Annotated in this window: 16 protein-coding genes; 3 read left to right on the forward strand and 13 right to left on the reverse strand. The window is 51.0% G+C overall.

Annotated features, from left to right (window positions below; genetic code table 11):
* Positions 1-128: 128 nt before the first annotated feature.
* Both KDN34_RS14170 and KDN34_RS14175 read left to right on the forward strand, forming a co-directional pair.
* Positions 129-689, forward strand: coding sequence for a DJ-1/PfpI family protein (locus KDN34_RS14170; protein ID WP_212594362.1), 561 nt, complete (start codon positions 129-131; stop codon positions 687-689).
* A 68-nt stretch (positions 690-757) separates the two neighbouring features.
* A complete protein-coding gene (locus KDN34_RS14175) occupies positions 758-1,033 on the forward strand; it encodes a ribbon-helix-helix domain-containing protein (RefSeq protein ID WP_212594363.1) in 276 nt (91 codons plus the stop codon).
* On the opposite strand, the gene KDN34_RS14180 is transcribed toward KDN34_RS14175, so the two are convergent.
* The 10 genes from KDN34_RS14180 to KDN34_RS14225 form a co-directional block, all read right to left on the reverse strand.
* Positions 1,034-1,684 (reverse strand): class I SAM-dependent methyltransferase, encoded by a 651-nt coding sequence (locus tag KDN34_RS14180; RefSeq protein ID WP_228730352.1) that lies wholly within the window; start codon positions 1,682-1,684, stop codon positions 1,034-1,036. It lies immediately after the preceding gene.
* A gap of 163 nt (positions 1,685-1,847) precedes the next feature.
* Entirely contained in the window at positions 1,848-4,148 is a 2,301-nt protein-coding gene (locus KDN34_RS14185; RefSeq protein WP_212594364.1) for an immune inhibitor A domain-containing protein, read from the reverse strand.
* Positions 4,149-4,516: 368 nt separating this feature from the next.
* The gene (nifM, locus tag KDN34_RS14190) at positions 4,517-5,344 is read right to left on the reverse strand and encodes a nitrogen fixation protein NifM (RefSeq protein ID WP_212594365.1); all 828 of its coding nucleotides are present in this window, start codon (positions 5,342-5,344) and stop codon (positions 4,517-4,519) included.
* Entirely contained in the window at positions 5,317-5,844 is a 528-nt protein-coding gene (locus KDN34_RS14195; protein WP_212594366.1) for a nitrogen fixation protein NifZ, read from the reverse strand. The genes nifM and KDN34_RS14195 overlap by 28 nt, the downstream gene beginning before the upstream one ends.
* Before the next feature lie 13 nt (positions 5,845-5,857).
* Positions 5,858-6,190: a nitrogenase-stabilizing/protective protein NifW gene (locus KDN34_RS14200; protein WP_212594367.1), complete on the reverse strand. Its 333-nt coding sequence runs from the start codon at positions 6,188-6,190 to the stop codon at positions 5,858-5,860.
* Positions 6,191-6,204: 14 nt separating this feature from the next.
* Positions 6,205-7,356, reverse strand: coding sequence for a homocitrate synthase (nifV, locus tag KDN34_RS14205; RefSeq protein ID WP_212594368.1), 1,152 nt, complete (start codon positions 7,354-7,356; stop codon positions 6,205-6,207).
* A 7-nt stretch (positions 7,357-7,363) separates the two neighbouring features.
* Positions 7,364-8,608 carry a cysteine desulfurase NifS gene (nifS, locus tag KDN34_RS14210; protein WP_212594369.1) on the reverse strand — a complete coding sequence of 415 codons (1,245 nt, stop codon included), beginning with the start codon at positions 8,606-8,608 and terminating at the stop codon, positions 7,364-7,366.
* On the reverse strand, positions 8,598-9,524 hold the full coding sequence (gene nifU / locus KDN34_RS14215; protein ID WP_212594370.1) for a Fe-S cluster assembly protein NifU: 927 nt from the start codon (positions 9,522-9,524) through the stop codon (positions 8,598-8,600). The genes nifS and nifU overlap by 11 nt, the downstream gene beginning before the upstream one ends.
* A 535-nt stretch (positions 9,525-10,059) precedes the next feature.
* Positions 10,060-10,494 carry a hypothetical protein gene (locus tag KDN34_RS14220; protein ID WP_212594371.1) on the reverse strand — a complete coding sequence of 145 codons (435 nt, stop codon included), beginning with the start codon at positions 10,492-10,494 and terminating at the stop codon, positions 10,060-10,062.
* Between the two features lie 510 nt (positions 10,495-11,004).
* Complete coding sequence (locus KDN34_RS14225) at positions 11,005-11,418, reverse strand: hypothetical protein (protein WP_212594372.1); 414 nt, start codon at positions 11,416-11,418, stop codon at positions 11,005-11,007.
* A 438-nt stretch (positions 11,419-11,856) separates the two neighbouring features.
* On the opposite strand from KDN34_RS14225, the gene KDN34_RS14230 reads away from it, so the two are divergent.
* Positions 11,857-12,105 (forward strand): DUF6868 family protein, encoded by a 249-nt coding sequence (locus tag KDN34_RS14230; RefSeq protein WP_212594373.1) that lies wholly within the window; start codon positions 11,857-11,859, stop codon positions 12,103-12,105.
* 249 nt (positions 12,106-12,354) lie between these two features.
* Here the strand turns inward: KDN34_RS14230 and fdxB are convergent, their stop codons facing one another.
* From fdxB to nifN, 3 genes are read right to left on the reverse strand one after another with little or no spacing between them, the layout of a single operon-like run.
* Positions 12,355-12,633 carry a ferredoxin III, nif-specific gene (gene fdxB, locus KDN34_RS14235; protein ID WP_212594374.1) on the reverse strand — a complete coding sequence of 93 codons (279 nt, stop codon included), beginning with the start codon at positions 12,631-12,633 and terminating at the stop codon, positions 12,355-12,357.
* Between the two features lie 34 nt (positions 12,634-12,667).
* Complete coding sequence (locus KDN34_RS14240) at positions 12,668-13,165, reverse strand: NifB/NifX family molybdenum-iron cluster-binding protein (protein ID WP_212594375.1); 498 nt, start codon at positions 13,163-13,165, stop codon at positions 12,668-12,670.
* Positions 13,162-14,532: a nitrogenase iron-molybdenum cofactor biosynthesis protein NifN gene (nifN, locus tag KDN34_RS14245; RefSeq protein ID WP_212594376.1), complete on the reverse strand. Its 1,371-nt coding sequence runs from the start codon at positions 14,530-14,532 to the stop codon at positions 13,162-13,164. The genes KDN34_RS14240 and nifN overlap by 4 nt, the downstream gene beginning before the upstream one ends.
* Between the last annotated feature and the right edge of the window lie 7 nt (positions 14,533-14,539).

A 14,539-nucleotide genomic window follows, 5' to 3' on the forward strand; every position in this document is an offset into this window, starting at 1 on the left:
CAATCAGAATGTAATACCTGGCCTTACAAATATCCGCAGACACTGGGCATCTGTAGTAATCTCTTATTACCACGGATGCCAAATAACTTGGTAAGTTGATCCAACTGCAAACGCAAGGAGAGAACGACATGGCTAAGGTATTGATTATTGCTGGTGATTTTGTTGAAGATTATGAACTTATGGTGCCATTTCAGGCACTTGGCATGGTAGGCCATAAGGTCAGTGTTGTCTGCCCGGATAAAGAGGCTGGCGATAAAATCAAAACAGCCATCCACGATTTTGAGGGTGACCAAACCTACACCGAAAAACCGGGTCACCTCTTCACCTTAAATGCCGATTTTGCGGGTGTTTGTGCCGAAGAGTTTGACGCCTTGTTGCTTCCCGGCGGGCGCGCTCCTGAATATCTACGACTCAATCCACAGGTCATCACGCTGGTACAGGCGTTTGCCGAACAGAAAAAGCCTATTGCAGCTATCTGTCACGGCGCTCAGTTGCTGGCGGCCGCCAAGGTGATAAAAGATAAGAAAATTTCTGCTTATCCCGCCTGTGCTCCAGAAGTTGCTCTGGCCGGAGCTCAATATGCGGATATCGAGGTGGATGATGCCGTCACGGATGGGCTGTTTGTCACCGCACCGGCCTGGCCAGCGCATCCTGCCTGGCTGGCGCAATTTAACAAGCTGCTGAATTAGACTAAAGATCTAATGACTTTTACCGCCCCCGGATTAGGCTGGGATCACCTGCCAACTGGGGGCGTAATATGTGCGAAATCTATTCCGGCACCGAAGCCGAACTGTTTGAACTGAAAGCCCGTTCTGTGCGCATTGATGGTGTCGTGACCAGCATTCGGCTGGAAGCCGTATTTTGGAAAGTCATCGAAGATATTGCCGAAGAGGCGTGTATCTCGGTGGCCGAGTTCCTGACGCGTATCCATCGAGAAGTGCTGGCTAAACGTGGCGAAATTGGCAACTTTACCTCGTTGTTACGGGTAGCCTGTACCACCTATCTCAACGGTGGCAAACGGCTAAGCCTCTGATCAGGGTTTACGTTGAGTTACCCGAAATAAACGTCTGGGTAAGCGCCCCTCTTCAAACTCTGCCAGCTCAGGTTGTTGATATCCCTGGGCCAATAATGCCACCTTGTCTCGACTGAAAAAGTGCACAATAAACCCATTGTTTTCATAAAGATCATCCCCTCGATGGATGCCTTTACCATAGTCAGCATCCCCAGTATGACGCACGGTGTAAATATGCAAACCACCTGGGCGCAGCACACGCAAGACTTCGCGAGACAACTGTTGCAGTTCAGCAGTCGTCAGTGCCATACAAAACAACATATGGGAAAAGCATGCATCAACGCTGTTGTCGGCCAAAGGTAAGGGTTGGCGCACATCATGACAGACAGCAGAAATCTGCCGTGCCAGCCCAGCTTGCTGCGCTTTGCTATTAATAGCCGCGACACCAGCGGTTGAGTAATCCAGCACCGACACATCAAAACCATTAGCGGCAAAGAATAACGTGTCACGCCCTTGACCAGCCCCAAGTTCTAATAATTGCGGTTTCCCCTCTTGCTGCAACCTTGCTGCCGCCCACTGTGCCGGAGCGCTGGCAGCACAGCCGAACATATCGCCGTTATTGTTGAAACTGTTATCCCAATGTTGCCGCTGTCCGTTCAAAATATCGTCCAACTGATACCTCCATCATCTGGTCCGTCATTGTCTGATCCAGATCATCGGCGAAAAAACATTGTAATACGGTGAGTAATCACCAATTTTGTAAAAGCAAAAAATCCGGCGATCTATTGAACGCCGGATTTTAAATTTCAGATGCGATATGCGATTGCTCAGTGCATTACTTGGACGTTGTCACCTCTACCTGCATAAATTCGCCTTGGGCACTGATACTTTTCACCCGGATAACCGTACCGGTATTCGGATTGATCACGCCAGCATTCGGTAATGCCGGATTCCAGTACTGCTGCATATCGTCAAAAATACTGACAGCTGGCAGACTCGGATGCCAGGAGGGCTGACTACGATAGTGCAGTTCCAGCGCATCCGTGTCATCTAAACCAAATGTTGAATCGTATGATTGTGCCCGCAGATTCCACGGCTGACCATCGGCGCGATACATCACCTCAGGATGCGCATCAATCGGCAGGATCAACCCTGACCCCGGATGAACACTGGTATTGTTGTCACTGGCCGAAGCATCCCAGTAGCTGATTAGCAAACCATCCTGATATGGATAGTGTTCAACCCAATCATAAAGTTGTGGATTATCCATAAAGCCAAAGTTATAGGGGCCATCTCGCAGACTATTATCATACCCACGATAATTACGGTACTCAGCAACATAGGCATTAAAGAATCCGCCTGTCGATAAAGTACCATTTGTTCGCACAAAACCACGGTAGCTCCAGCCATCATCGGCTTCAGCATCTTCCAGCGGTGCACCGGTCACCATGATATTATCAACTTGCAGTCCGGACTCCATCACCGCTTCGTCAGTCACATAACGAAAACCAATGAGCACCTCACCGGAATAGGCGGACAAATCGGCTGACAAGGTTACCCAAGCACCACCGCTGTTACCGGTAATACCATTACCCAGATTATTGCCATGCGGGTTAGTGTTAGTCGACTCGCTGGTTGCCACATTTTGCCAACTGGCCCCGCCATCAGTAGAAACAACTAAGTATGCATAATCCCAGTCCAGTTCAATGCTGTATTTGACCTGAGCGGATAGAGTCGCTCCGGCCGGCAAATCAAACACCTTAGACATAGCATTGTCGATAAGATTGCCCTGTCCGCTATACCAGAAATAGTCACCCGCATAGGGTGTACCTACAGCGGTCACCACCGTTTTATCAGGCAAGATGATAAACAGAGCCTGAGCCTGCTTGGTATTCGCGGTAGCTGGACCAAGTTTGTGTTCGGATTTGTCTCCGGATGCGGCCACCTCATAATTGAGCCAACCCAGCTGCAATTTTTCCCAGGCGCCCATATGCATCGGCTCCGTACCGATACCATTTTCCGGCTGGCCGTTACTCCCGTATGAGCCAGAGGACATCAGGGTCCAGAAGCCAGTCGAGTTTTGACCACCTGCAGTATCGTACAGATCAGGCAAGCCTAAATCGTGGCCGAACTCGTGTGCGAACACTCCGACCGCGCCATTTTCCGGCTCAATGGTGTAATCGCCAATCCAGTATTTTGACTGGCCAATACGCACACCGCCATAAGGTACTTGACTGCCATCATCCAGTGTTGGTCCATCAGCACCGATCGGTGTTAGCTGCACATACCAGCGATGACTCCAGATAGCATCGGAACCCAATGCACCGCCGCCAGTTTCCTGTCCCTCGCCGGCATGTACCACCTGAAAATGGTCGATATAGCCATCAGGCTCATTAAAGTTTCCATCGCCATCGTGATCATAACGATCCCAAACATCAAACTGACTGAGGTATTCATCTATCTCTTCAACGGTTTTTCCTGCCGCTAACTGGTTGTTATACCAGGCAGTTACGCTATCCCGAACAAACCACCAAGTGGTGTAACATACCGTACCGCCACACCAGTCTCGACCGTAATGTGCTGCGTTATAAGGCACCTGTACCCAGTTGGTGACATCACCATTCACAGCATAGCGATTAGCTGATAACTCTTTATAAAAATTGCGCATGGAGATGGCATCAGCAGCATCAGAGAACAATAACTCCTGATAATGCGTCTGACTGAAATCCGGGGCCCAGATGGTGGAGTTGTTAACACTGCGGTCCGGTTCGGGGATCTGGTTATGCAGTGGACCAGGCTGGCCGCTCTTAAGAATTGTGTATGGCGAATCTGCTTCGCCGAACTCAGCGATAACCGTCCAGATTGTGTCTTCGCCTTCGCGCATGAGTTCCACAAATTGCCCTTTGGCAACCTGATGGACTTTTTTGGCTTTTTGTTTGTTAGACAGTTGTTGTTCCAATGCCTGTTGCCGTAATGCACGACGATTCTGCTCTAACGGGTTAGGCAAATCGTCTTTATGGCTACCCTGCTGCACGGTCACCTCTTGTGTCGCTGCGATCACTGCTGGTGGAAGTAGCACAAAACAGGTGAACAACATGCTTACAGAACCAATCACTAGATTCTTTTGACTTCGCATAGATAATTCCTTGATAAACACATTCAAGTAAATGTGCTGCCTTCCGTGGCTGGAGCTAAGCCAACAAATCCACAAAGGTGCACTGTATGCCTACAGCTCAATACAGACTTGATAAGACTAGACGAAGAAATGAAGCACCGCAGAAAGACACATGTAACTTTTTTATAACAATTGTAAGTCAAAAAAATAACGATTTGATATGTCGTAAATTTTCGTTGTTAAGGTGAAATATTCAATAAAAAGGAATCGCTACTGGAGATTTATTTGTAGCGACTAGCGATATCAAGCGAGACAAATCACACCAACGGTAGCATTAGCCAGATTGACAAAAGCCACAGCGGTTATATGAGGTCAGCGCTTGAGTATGCCTATGCCATCAGAGTGTTGAGCCACTGCTTCTGCAGGTACTTTTTGGCGCGTTCATTATGGCGTTGCGCCAGTAGTGGAAACGCTTCATGAAAAGAGGCTACTTTGGCGGGTTTCATCTCGGTATACAGCACCAGATGAAACCCCAGTTCCGTCTCAATGGGCGCACTCACTTCGCCGGGTTGTAATGCAGGCAGCGCTGCAGCGATCTCCGGAAACAGTTTGCTTTCCTCACACCATCCCAGCAGTCCCTGCTCCATCGCACTAGGACATTCGGAATACTGCAGCGCCAGTGCGGCAAAATCTTTACTATCCGCCAGTTCGCGCACATGTCGGATGCGACTGCGCGCATTATCGGGCTGGTTTTCTGCGTAGTCGTTGTTTATCGTGATCAAAATCTGTTTCAGATACCACAAGCGACCGCGGCTGAATTGTTGCTGATGCGTCAGGTAGTATTCATAAGCTTGCTTACGTGATAACGGCGGCACATCGGCGGCAATTTTATCCAGGATCACTTCACACAATAACTCGTCATATAATGCTGCACGGAATCCCGGCTCAGAGAGTCCCTGCTTTGCCAATGAAACCGCAAACGCTTCTGCGGATTCAAAACGTGCGGCACACTCAGCGACTGCGGCATCCAGTTGTTGTGGCGCTAACACCACACCAGCGGCTTCTTTCGCACCAAGAATCGCCTGTTGTAATCGCCCGAGTTGCTTTACCTGCAACTGCACTTCTGTCTGCTGAGTGGCTGACAGAAATTCCGGATTAAGGTTGAAACGCTCAGTGGCGACTTTGGCGGTCAGATAGCGCTGCTTTTGCGTCTCCATCGTAAATCCTCTACGGTTGTATCCGGTTCCAACAACGCCCGGTCTGGCACTGTCACTTCAATGTCGTTAGCCAGCAAAATGTCATAGCTGAGGGTGCCGCTGTCGAGATCCCGGTGCGGCCATTGCACTTGCACCAACGCCCCTTTGTGCGCTACCACCGCACCTTCAATACTCAGGGATAACGCCAGTTGCGCAATATCCAGTGAGCGGAAACGACAAGGTTGCCAAGGCAATGCCGCATCGATCACTTCCACATCACGCAGACCAATTTGCCGGCCATTATGAGGAAAGAACACCTCATAGATGATCTGATCCTGCAAAAACCAGCCAAAGCTGCGCACCATGCCCACGGCGCCTTCTGCTACCAGCAGCTCACCCTTTTCCAATCCATAGAAGCTGCCATCGTTACGCACATCGCGAACGACCCTTACTTCACTGCCGTTATCGAAACGACTGTGTTCACTGTCTTCGACGGTATCAAACATTGCCGGAGTTGCCATACGCTAATTCCTGTCAGACACTACAGCCACTGCAATCGCCACAACCCATATCGGCAAATGCCAGCTCTTGCCCCATCGCTAACGAACCGTAAGCAATACGTACCGCTTTACGATGGTGTTCCTTGGTCAAGGGCGGATCGTAACGTTCGAGAATGGCGTGATACAGCCGCAAAATCTGCACCCGTTTGGTGGTGACTAATTCCGGGTCGTACTTAACGTTAAAGTAGTCCAGAAAATCCTCTGCTGTCTGCAAAGTCTCTGGCAATACTGTCGCTGCCGGGCCGCGACGGTTATGCCAGGAGGCTTCCGGTTCTACGGTGATATTTTCTACCTGAATGGTTTCCATGAAGATCTCCTTCGTTAGGCATCTGCATAAAGAGCATGAATAAATGGCTGCGCCAGCGCCCGTAAGTCGGCTTCGCGCGGTGAGCATTTACGGCTTTCCGACCACTGGCGTAACTGGCTGCGCAACTGTTCGCACTGCTGATCGCTCAGTTCGATTCCCAGACGGTGATACACCTCTAAAATGGCGCTAATGCCAGAATGCTTACCCAGCACTAAGGTGTGCTCGCGGCCCACTAACGCCGGCGCAAATCCCTGATAGTTGTTGACGTCTTTCAGTAGGCCGTCGATATGAATGCCAGACTCGTGGGTAAATACTGCGTCACCGACAATCGCTTTCTGTGGTGACACCAAACGACCAGAAGCCACCAAAGCGTACTGACATAACGCGGGTAACTGTGGCAGTGCAATCCCGGTATGGCCTTTATTCAACACTTGAAGTGCCACGGCCACCTCCTCCAGCGGCGCATTTCCCGCCCGCTCCCCGAGACCGTTGACCGTGGTATTGACGGAGGTGGCCCCGGCATCTATCGCTGCCAGTGTGTTAGCGGTCGCTAACCCCAAATCATTGTGAGCATGCATTTCGATCTGCAAATCGGTGTGTTGTCTGAGGCTAGCGATCATCTCGCGAGTACGAAATGGTTCGAGGATCCCTAATGTATCGGCAAAACGTATTCTGCTGGCCCCGGCAGCCTGTGCTACTGCAGCAACCGAGTGCAACATATCGGCATCAGCGCGAGAAGCATCTTCCATACCGACACACACCTGAAACCCCAGATCCAGAGCCTGTTTAACGTAACGATCACAACGGGCCAGCACCTGTTCTGGGTTGATATTCAGCTTGTGGCGGATCTGTTGCCGTGACACCGGGATCGACAAATCAACCCAATCCAGCCCCAGATTCAGTGCCTGACTGATATCCAGTTCGCTCATACGGCACCAGGCCATGGTTTTGGTCTGGGTCAGTGATGCGGTGATGGCTGCAATTGCTTCCTGTTCCTGCGCGCCCATCGCCGGAATACCCACTTCCAGCTCTGGCACCCCAGCGGCTTCGAGCAACCGCGCCAACTGCACCTTCTCATCGGTGGTAAACGCTACCCCAGGTGACTGTTCACCGTCACGCAGGGTGGTATCGTTAACAATTACGTTTGGCGGCTTGATACTACTCATAGACACCTCAGGCATAAGCCGGTGTAAACATCTCGGCGGAGCCGCAGTTATTGGCGTTGTCCCAATAGGGGGATAACATCCGCAGCCGTTCCACAATTGGCGGCAACTGCGCCAACACATAATCCACATCATCGTCGCTGGAGAAGCGTGACAACGAGAAGCGCAAGGTCCCGTGGGCGGCAGTGAACGGGATCTGCATCGCTTTCATCACATGCGAAGGTTCCAGCGAACCTGAGGTACAGGCAGAGCCGGAGGAGGCTGCAATACCCACCTGATTCAACATCAGCAGCAGTGCCTCTCCTTCAATATATTCGATGGCAATATTGCTGGTATTGGGTACTCGTTGCTGCGGATTGCCGGTAACAAAAGTGCTGGGAATACGGGCGAGGATCCCCTGCTCCAGACGGTCACGCAGCATCGCCAAACGGGTCATCTCTTGCGGCAATGCTTGATAGGCCAGTTCGGCAGCAACGCCCATGCCGATAATAGACGCGGCATTTTCAGTCCCGGCACGACGGCCACGTTCCTGATGCCCCCCCCGCAGCAATGGCCGGAAACGGGTGCCGCGGCGCAGGTATAAAGCGCCGACGCCCTTCGGCGCATGGAATTTATGACCGGAGATCGACAGCATATCGATGTCGGTATTCTGCACATTGATTGGGTATTTCCCGGCGACCTGCACCGCATCGACATGGAACTGCGCCCCGACTTCTTTCGCCAGTTTTGCCAGCATTTCTATTGGGAACAAGGTGCCGGTTTCATTATTGGCCCACATGATCGACACAATCGCCACTTGCTCACTCAGCGCCCGGCGATAGGCTTCCACATCGAGCCGCCCTTTACGGTCCACCCCAATCCAGTGCACCTTGTAGCCTTTACGCTCCAGATGCTGACACAACTGTATGGTGGCCGGATGTTCCACTACCGAGGTGATGATTTCCCGCCGTTCCGACATCGCTTCTACTGCCGACAAAATTGCGGTACTGGTGGCTTCGGTGGCACAGGAAGTAAAGACCACTTCGGTGCTGTATTCTGCACCAATCAACGTCTGCACTTTTTCGCGAGCCGCTTCCAGCGCGTGACCAACTTTGGCCCCCAACTGGTGGATCGACGACGGGTTACCATAGTAGTCGGCTAAAAACGGCCACATCGCCTCCAGCACTTTGGGGTCCAGTTTGGTGGTGGCGTTATTGTCCAGATACACCATCTCAATAGCGGTGTCCGGTTTGCGGATGAATGCTTCAACAGTCATAAGTGGCGTCCTTTTTCGCAACCGGTGTGGTCTCCTGTACCGGAAAAACGGTGTAAGGCTCGCCTAAGGCTTTCGAGATCTTCACTTCCACATTTGCCAGTGTCAGCCCCGACAATCCACAACCGGTGCAAGCGCCAGACATGGTGACAAACACCAGATTGTCTTCCACATCCACCAAGCGAATATCGCCACCATCGGCCTGTACTGCCGGCCGCACTTCGGCAATCACCTGTTCAATCACGGTGATTTTTTCAGCCAGCGCGGCATCAAATGCCATAGGAATGTCTTCTACTACCGCAGGGGCCTGCACCGCGACCTGCAACGGTTTGGCTGACGCGTCGCCCGCCATTTCGGCCAGACAGGCATCCAGTACCCACTCAATTTTTTCGTGACAGGAAGTGCATGCGCCGCCAGCCTTGGTGTAGTTGATCACTTCTTCCACGGTGGTAAGGCCATTGGCTTTCACCACTCGTTTGATCATCAGGTCATCGACCGCGAAGCATTTGCAGATTAGCTCACCTTCTTCATGGTCATCTTCCAGACTTTCCCCGCGATAATTCGCCGCGGCAGCATGTAAGGCTTCCATACCCATTACCGAGCAGTGCATTTTTTCCGGTGGCAGGCCATCTAGATAGTCCGCAATATCCTGGTTAGTCACCTTGAGTGCCTGCTCCAAGGTTTTGCCAATAATGATTTCAGTGAGAGCCGAAGATGAGGCAATGGCGCTACCGCAGCCAAAGGTTTGGAAACCGGCATCTTCAATAACCTCAGTCTCGGGATTGATCTTCAGACTCAGACTCAGCGCATCACCGCAACTGATGGAGCCGACATCGCCTCTGGCATTGGCATCACTGAGCAGTTTGGCATTTTTCGGATTGAAAAAATGCTGCTTCACTTTTTCGGAATAATCCCACATATACACTCCTTGCTTTATCTCCTTCGATGGGGCTGGTGAGTGACACCAAACCCCCAGGAGAAGCTCTGAAACCACGGTTGTGTATTAGGGATTGCAAATGTCACACCAGCAGTGTGCAACATTTAACCTGTTGAAAAATTGCGATATTCGTCAACTTTTGCACGCAAGCCAAATGTAAATTGTCTGTTAAAACTGACATTTGTCGGCCGTTTGTACCAAAGGCGACAATTTTGTAGCTTGGCGAATTGTCACACTCGCGACAAAGTGAATGGCCGCCGGTAAATGACGATGGCCGAAGAGAATCGGAGACAGCTTCGTTGGCAGGCGTTGGTACGAAGAGATAGGAGTAATGATGCTGAACAGAACTCCGCGAATGCAGAAGCATTTTTCTCAGTCACCACAAGGTTATTATGCACCAGGGCATTAACGCAAAAAGCCAATATTGGTCAGGGATAACTCACCGTTAAGGCTGAGCAATAGTGGCTTGATCGTTAAGCGCTGTAGCCGTCAGGCAATGCGGGGTAAGCGTGAGGAATTAGCCTTTCAGTCCCGGCTTGCTGGGCGTGTCAACTTTAAGCTGATCAAACTTGTAATGCTTATCGATGTGCTGGCCGTTGGCTGTGGTATCCACAATGGTCAGCTTATCGTCATTGGCCGCAAAGGTGATTTGAGCATCTGAGCTTTGCGTTTTCCAGGGACCTTTTTCAGTCGCCCAGATCGCTTTCGAGCCTTCAATTTTGCAGCGGTAAATATCGTGCTTCCAGTCATCCTGTTCATGGTATGACACGTAAACCAGTTTGCCGTTAACGTCATCCACGTTGAAAATGGACGGGTCTTTATTGAGCGCAGTTGCCACTGAGGCTCGGCAAATTTCTGCGTCGGTGAATTTCCCATTGCCCTGATGACAACCCGAGAGTAAGGCTGCCAGCAATACCGGAGAAAAAGTGAGTAAAGTAGTTCGAGTGGCCATATATCCTCCATAAGAGACAACAATGAGGCGCTTTGTAGTTGTTGGTGGCCGGTAGCAACCTCAATGCTAAAACAGAGAATCTTCAGTCTCTGCCTATATGACTAAAAAATAAATTAAAGAAACATGTTTTTTTGTTAATGTTCGGAAGAGTTACAGCATAGCCATTACATTTCTAGCAATGGCTATATTCGGCCAGAGTGGTCAGGACTTGCGGATCAGAGTCCCATTCAACACTCCGCGTCGAAAAGATTACGCGCTTTGGCAAAGTTAAACGTTTTATAAACCGCCATTGCTGTACCGGCGATAACACAGTGAAAAGGCTGATTTAGCACTCGCAACTGACTGATAGTAAAAGCCTAATTCCACATCACCAAGCCACAGGTCAATCACACACCATTGGTTATGCTACGCAGCAATGCTGTCATTTAGGTCGGGAAAATAATGCTGACACAATGACAAAAAAGAAGGCCTCGCCAACGCGAAGCCTCCTAGGAAATGATATCGGTGCGCTTATGAGCTTTTTAGCTGGGACAACTTATATTCGTTAGTAACTTGTTTGCCGTCCGCGGCAGTTTCGGTAATGGTGAGTTGATTATAGTTTGCGACGAAGGAGATTTTGCCTTCGGTTTGGTTCTGCCACTGCCCTTTAGTCGGAGCCCAGAGCACATGGTCACCATCAAGCCGACAACGGTAAATATTTTGTGAAGCATTCGCGGGATCAGTGTAAGACACGTACACCAACTTACCGTTTTTATCCACCAGACTGATGGTGGAAAGATCGTGTTGTAACGCGGTTGCCATCGAGGCTTTACAGATTTCTATTGCTGAAAACTTACTTTGAGTTTGCGCTGTATCACCGCAACCGGCCAGAACCAGTGCTGCTGCTAATGGTGAAAGCGAAACCAAAATTTTACTAAGTGTCATATATCCTCCAGGAATTAGCATGTGAACGTGCTAATAACATGAGAAATTTGCCATCAAATAAGTACATTTGTACCAAACCGGCTAACTGCCGACGGCAACATTCCCCCCACGGGTTTGTGCCAAAATTCGTCCGCTTTCACTGCTAGACGAGATAACCGATACAAATGCCCAAACGCATTAATACCTTGAATTACAAACTACCACTTCCACATTTCGTGCAAGCGTAGTGAACTCATTTATAGACATTCAAACCGCGATGTTCATCACCTATAGACTAAGGGCTAATAGCCTAAGGGGCGATTTATTAAAAATTTGTGAACGAGATGCAGAATATAAGTAAGTTTTGAAGTTTGTGGTCTGGACAAAGTGAGTAGAAAAGCTTCTGCATTTCCCGAACTATAATAGCGATACGGGCCACCAAGATTGGGACACGCAAGCATGTCACTTGAACAGATTACTGCGTTATTCCAATGGATGGCGCTAATTAATATCGGCTTGCTGAGTCTGTCAGCAGTGTTAGCCGCCGCCTTTAAACCTTTGCTGTTCAAATTACACGGTCAGTTATTCGGTCTGGAGCCACGACAGATTTCGGCGGTGATATATGGCTTTCTGGGATTCTATAAGGTGCTGATATTGGTATTTAATCTGGTGCCCTACTTGGCCATGCTGATCGTGAGTAATTACTGACTAATCCGGTATCAATTGATGATGTACTGCGGAACCCAGTTCCTTTCGTCGTAGATTCACTGGTTGCGTAGTCACTGGCGCCATCGAGGCTCGGGGCAAGATAGCAAGGCGTTGACTGCGTGGCACTCGGACCTCTGTGTAGAAGCGCGCTGCAACCAACGGATAATCATCAAACTAGCGCGGTAACGCCAGTTGCTGCTAAAAAATCACCGGCGGCAAGCAACTGGCGCGATCAGATGCCCCAATTGCCTATGCGGCAACTGCCGCGAAGCTCTGACAGACTTTCGGACATACCTTGGCGCAGGACTGGCAACCGATGCAATCGCCAGCGTCGGCGATTTCCATCACCATCATCACCTCTTCGCCGTAATCGTCTTCATCCGGCTCACGTTCCACCAGATCGAACACATTCCGGGAACAGACCTTAAAGCAGCGGCCACAGCCGATGCAGTTATCCTGATCTACTGCCTGGATAAATTGCGGTTCCCAGGTTTTACCGCCACGGGTAGTCCCCACGATATTGCTCATCACGCCTTCCTCTTATTGTCATTGATTAACACGCTTACCACTCTTCATCCATTAATGCTTGCAGTCGATCGCTGCAGTGTTCCTGTGGTTGTTCATCCAGTTGTTTCAGTGAACGGGCCAGCCAGCCCATCGGTGTACCGTTGAGTTCCTGACGAATATCGTCCAGTAACTGATGAATCTCACTGCCTTCCATCACCTTGACCGGATGGATCCCTTTATCCAGCAACTGGCGGATGGCGGAGGCACCGCAGGCGTTGCAGAAAATGGCCGAGCAGTTGCTCAGATCGCGGATCCGTGCTGGGAGCCGGTCATGGGTGCGACTGTCGTCTTCGGGATATTCGATGGCTTCGAGGATCGCCCACTGTTCGCGACCGATGCCATAAATCAGCACACTGCGAGCACTGCCAAAATGCTGATCGACGTGGCGGCGATCTAAGGTGGAAAACGCTACTTTGAGCCGAAACTCAGCATCCGGCAGCGGTTCCACATACAGCTTGCGTTCACTGTTGGATTTTGGGAAATCAGCACTCATGATGCGCGCTCCTTAGGCTGAACCTCGTCAGCGCCGAAGCGATAGGCACTGATATGCGGTGCCACTTCATCGTGATGGTGGCGCAGTTGCAGATTGGCGAGGGCAAACAGCCGCTCACGACAACCTTCGTAACCGAACTGACGTATGTCCATATTGCCGAACTGGTCGTGGCACGGATAACCGGCCCGCAGCACCGGTACTTGTGGTTCAAACATGCCCGCCGCGTGGCTGTTGCTGATAATGGTGGAGACCTGCGCGACCACAGGATTCAATGAGGCCAGATCGCCAATCACCACTTCGGCAGCGCTGAGTTCGGCTAACCCCGGCGCGTCTACCGTGGTGACAATACGTGGCACTCGAATGCCCATGCTGGCCAGCAGCTTGCCATATCCGATGGCGAGGTCCGGTTCCAGTGCCACCGCGATCTGTTCATTACTTAGCACAAAGTGGCAATCAAGCATGGCATCCTGCAACCGGCGACGGGCGCGGCCAATCCAGTCTGGCACCGGCTTACCACTCAACTGTGACAATGCCAGCACCAGTGCATCCATCTGGGCGATATCCATGCCCATATCCAGACTGATCAGCGGGATATCGAAGCGTTGCTTGAGCCAAGTCGCGGTGGGTAACAATGAACGCCCCAACACCAGCGTGGCACAGCTGTCAGCCATCAGTTCGATTTCCAGAATCGAGGTGCCGCCAGTGGAACAGGCAGAATAGTCGCTGTCATCCAGATGCCCATCGAGCGACAACGACAGATCCGGCACCATGATGGCATCCAGCGCGAAAGCCTCGAGATAACCTTGTAAGGTTTCGATATCAGCAGCGGTCATGCCGATAGAGCACAGCACATTGACCTGTTTACGTTGTTTCTGTCTGCCACTGGGTGGCTGCACCGTCTGCCGCACCACCGCATCGACGCAACTAGCAAAGCCGGTTTGCATCGAGCCGCTGAAGTCCGGCGTGCTCATATTGATGATGCGCGTCGCGGCATACTGTGGATATTGGCGGCGAAAATCGTGGATCACCCGATACGTATCGGTGCCCTGCATTTCGGTGAGGCCGGTGGTCATCACCGTGATTAACTGCGGCGCTTCTTTTTCGCAAAGGGTTTTCAGCGCTTCAAACAGGTTTTCATCACCACCCATCACTGCGGCGACCTGATCGATGGCGGTGTTCTGCAATGGAATGGGTTCACGCAGATGCTGGATCAGATACACTTTAGCGAAAGCACCACAGCCCTGAGAGCCGTGCAGCAGCGGAATGGTTTTCTTCAGTCCCATGCTGGCCAGGGTCGCCCCGGTGGCGGGACTGGTTTTCAGCGGCTGGGTCACCAGCGGCGTGTTCTGTTTAATGATGGTCGCCATGACTGCC

The sequence above is a fragment of the Shewanella yunxiaonensis genome, assembly GCF_018223345.1.
Lineage (GTDB): Bacteria > Pseudomonadota > Gammaproteobacteria > Enterobacterales > Shewanellaceae > Shewanella > Shewanella yunxiaonensis.

What these genes read in the sequence shown, in the direction of transcription:
- KDN34_RS14170 (WP_212594362.1), top strand. Translation starts at nt 129, where the DNA reads ATGGCTAAGGTATTGATTATTGCTGGTGATTTTGTTGAAGATTATGAA.
- KDN34_RS14175 (WP_212594363.1), top strand. Translation starts at nt 758, where the DNA reads ATGTGCGAAATCTATTCCGGCACCGAAGCCGAACTGTTTGAACTGAAA.
- KDN34_RS14185 (WP_212594364.1), bottom strand. Translation starts at nt 4,148, where the DNA reads ATGCGAAGTCAAAAGAATCTAGTGATTGGTTCTGTAAGCATGTTGTTC.
- nifM (WP_212594365.1), bottom strand. Translation starts at nt 5,344, where the DNA reads ATGGAGACGCAAAAGCAGCGCTATCTGACCGCCAAAGTCGCCACTGAG.
- KDN34_RS14195 (WP_212594366.1), bottom strand. Translation starts at nt 5,844, where the DNA reads ATGGCAACTCCGGCAATGTTTGATACCGTCGAAGACAGTGAACACAGT.
- KDN34_RS14200 (WP_212594367.1), bottom strand. Translation starts at nt 6,190, where the DNA reads ATGGAAACCATTCAGGTAGAAAATATCACCGTAGAACCGGAAGCCTCC.
- nifV (WP_212594368.1), bottom strand. Translation starts at nt 7,356, where the DNA reads ATGAGTAGTATCAAGCCGCCAAACGTAATTGTTAACGATACCACCCTG.
- nifS (WP_212594369.1), bottom strand. Translation starts at nt 8,608, where the DNA reads ATGACTGTTGAAGCATTCATCCGCAAACCGGACACCGCTATTGAGATG.
- nifU (WP_212594370.1), bottom strand. Translation starts at nt 9,524, where the DNA reads ATGTGGGATTATTCCGAAAAAGTGAAGCAGCATTTTTTCAATCCGAAA.
- KDN34_RS14220 (WP_212594371.1), bottom strand. Translation starts at nt 10,494, where the DNA reads ATGGCCACTCGAACTACTTTACTCACTTTTTCTCCGGTATTGCTGGCA.
- KDN34_RS14225 (WP_212594372.1), bottom strand. Translation starts at nt 11,418, where the DNA reads ATGACACTTAGTAAAATTTTGGTTTCGCTTTCACCATTAGCAGCAGCA.
- KDN34_RS14230 (WP_212594373.1), top strand. Translation starts at nt 11,857, where the DNA reads ATGTCACTTGAACAGATTACTGCGTTATTCCAATGGATGGCGCTAATT.
- fdxB (WP_212594374.1), bottom strand. Translation starts at nt 12,633, where the DNA reads ATGAGCAATATCGTGGGGACTACCCGTGGCGGTAAAACCTGGGAACCG.
- KDN34_RS14240 (WP_212594375.1), bottom strand. Translation starts at nt 13,165, where the DNA reads ATGAGTGCTGATTTCCCAAAATCCAACAGTGAACGCAAGCTGTATGTG.
- nifN (WP_212594376.1), bottom strand. Translation starts at nt 14,532, where the DNA reads ATGGCGACCATCATTAAACAGAACACGCCGCTGGTGACCCAGCCGCTG.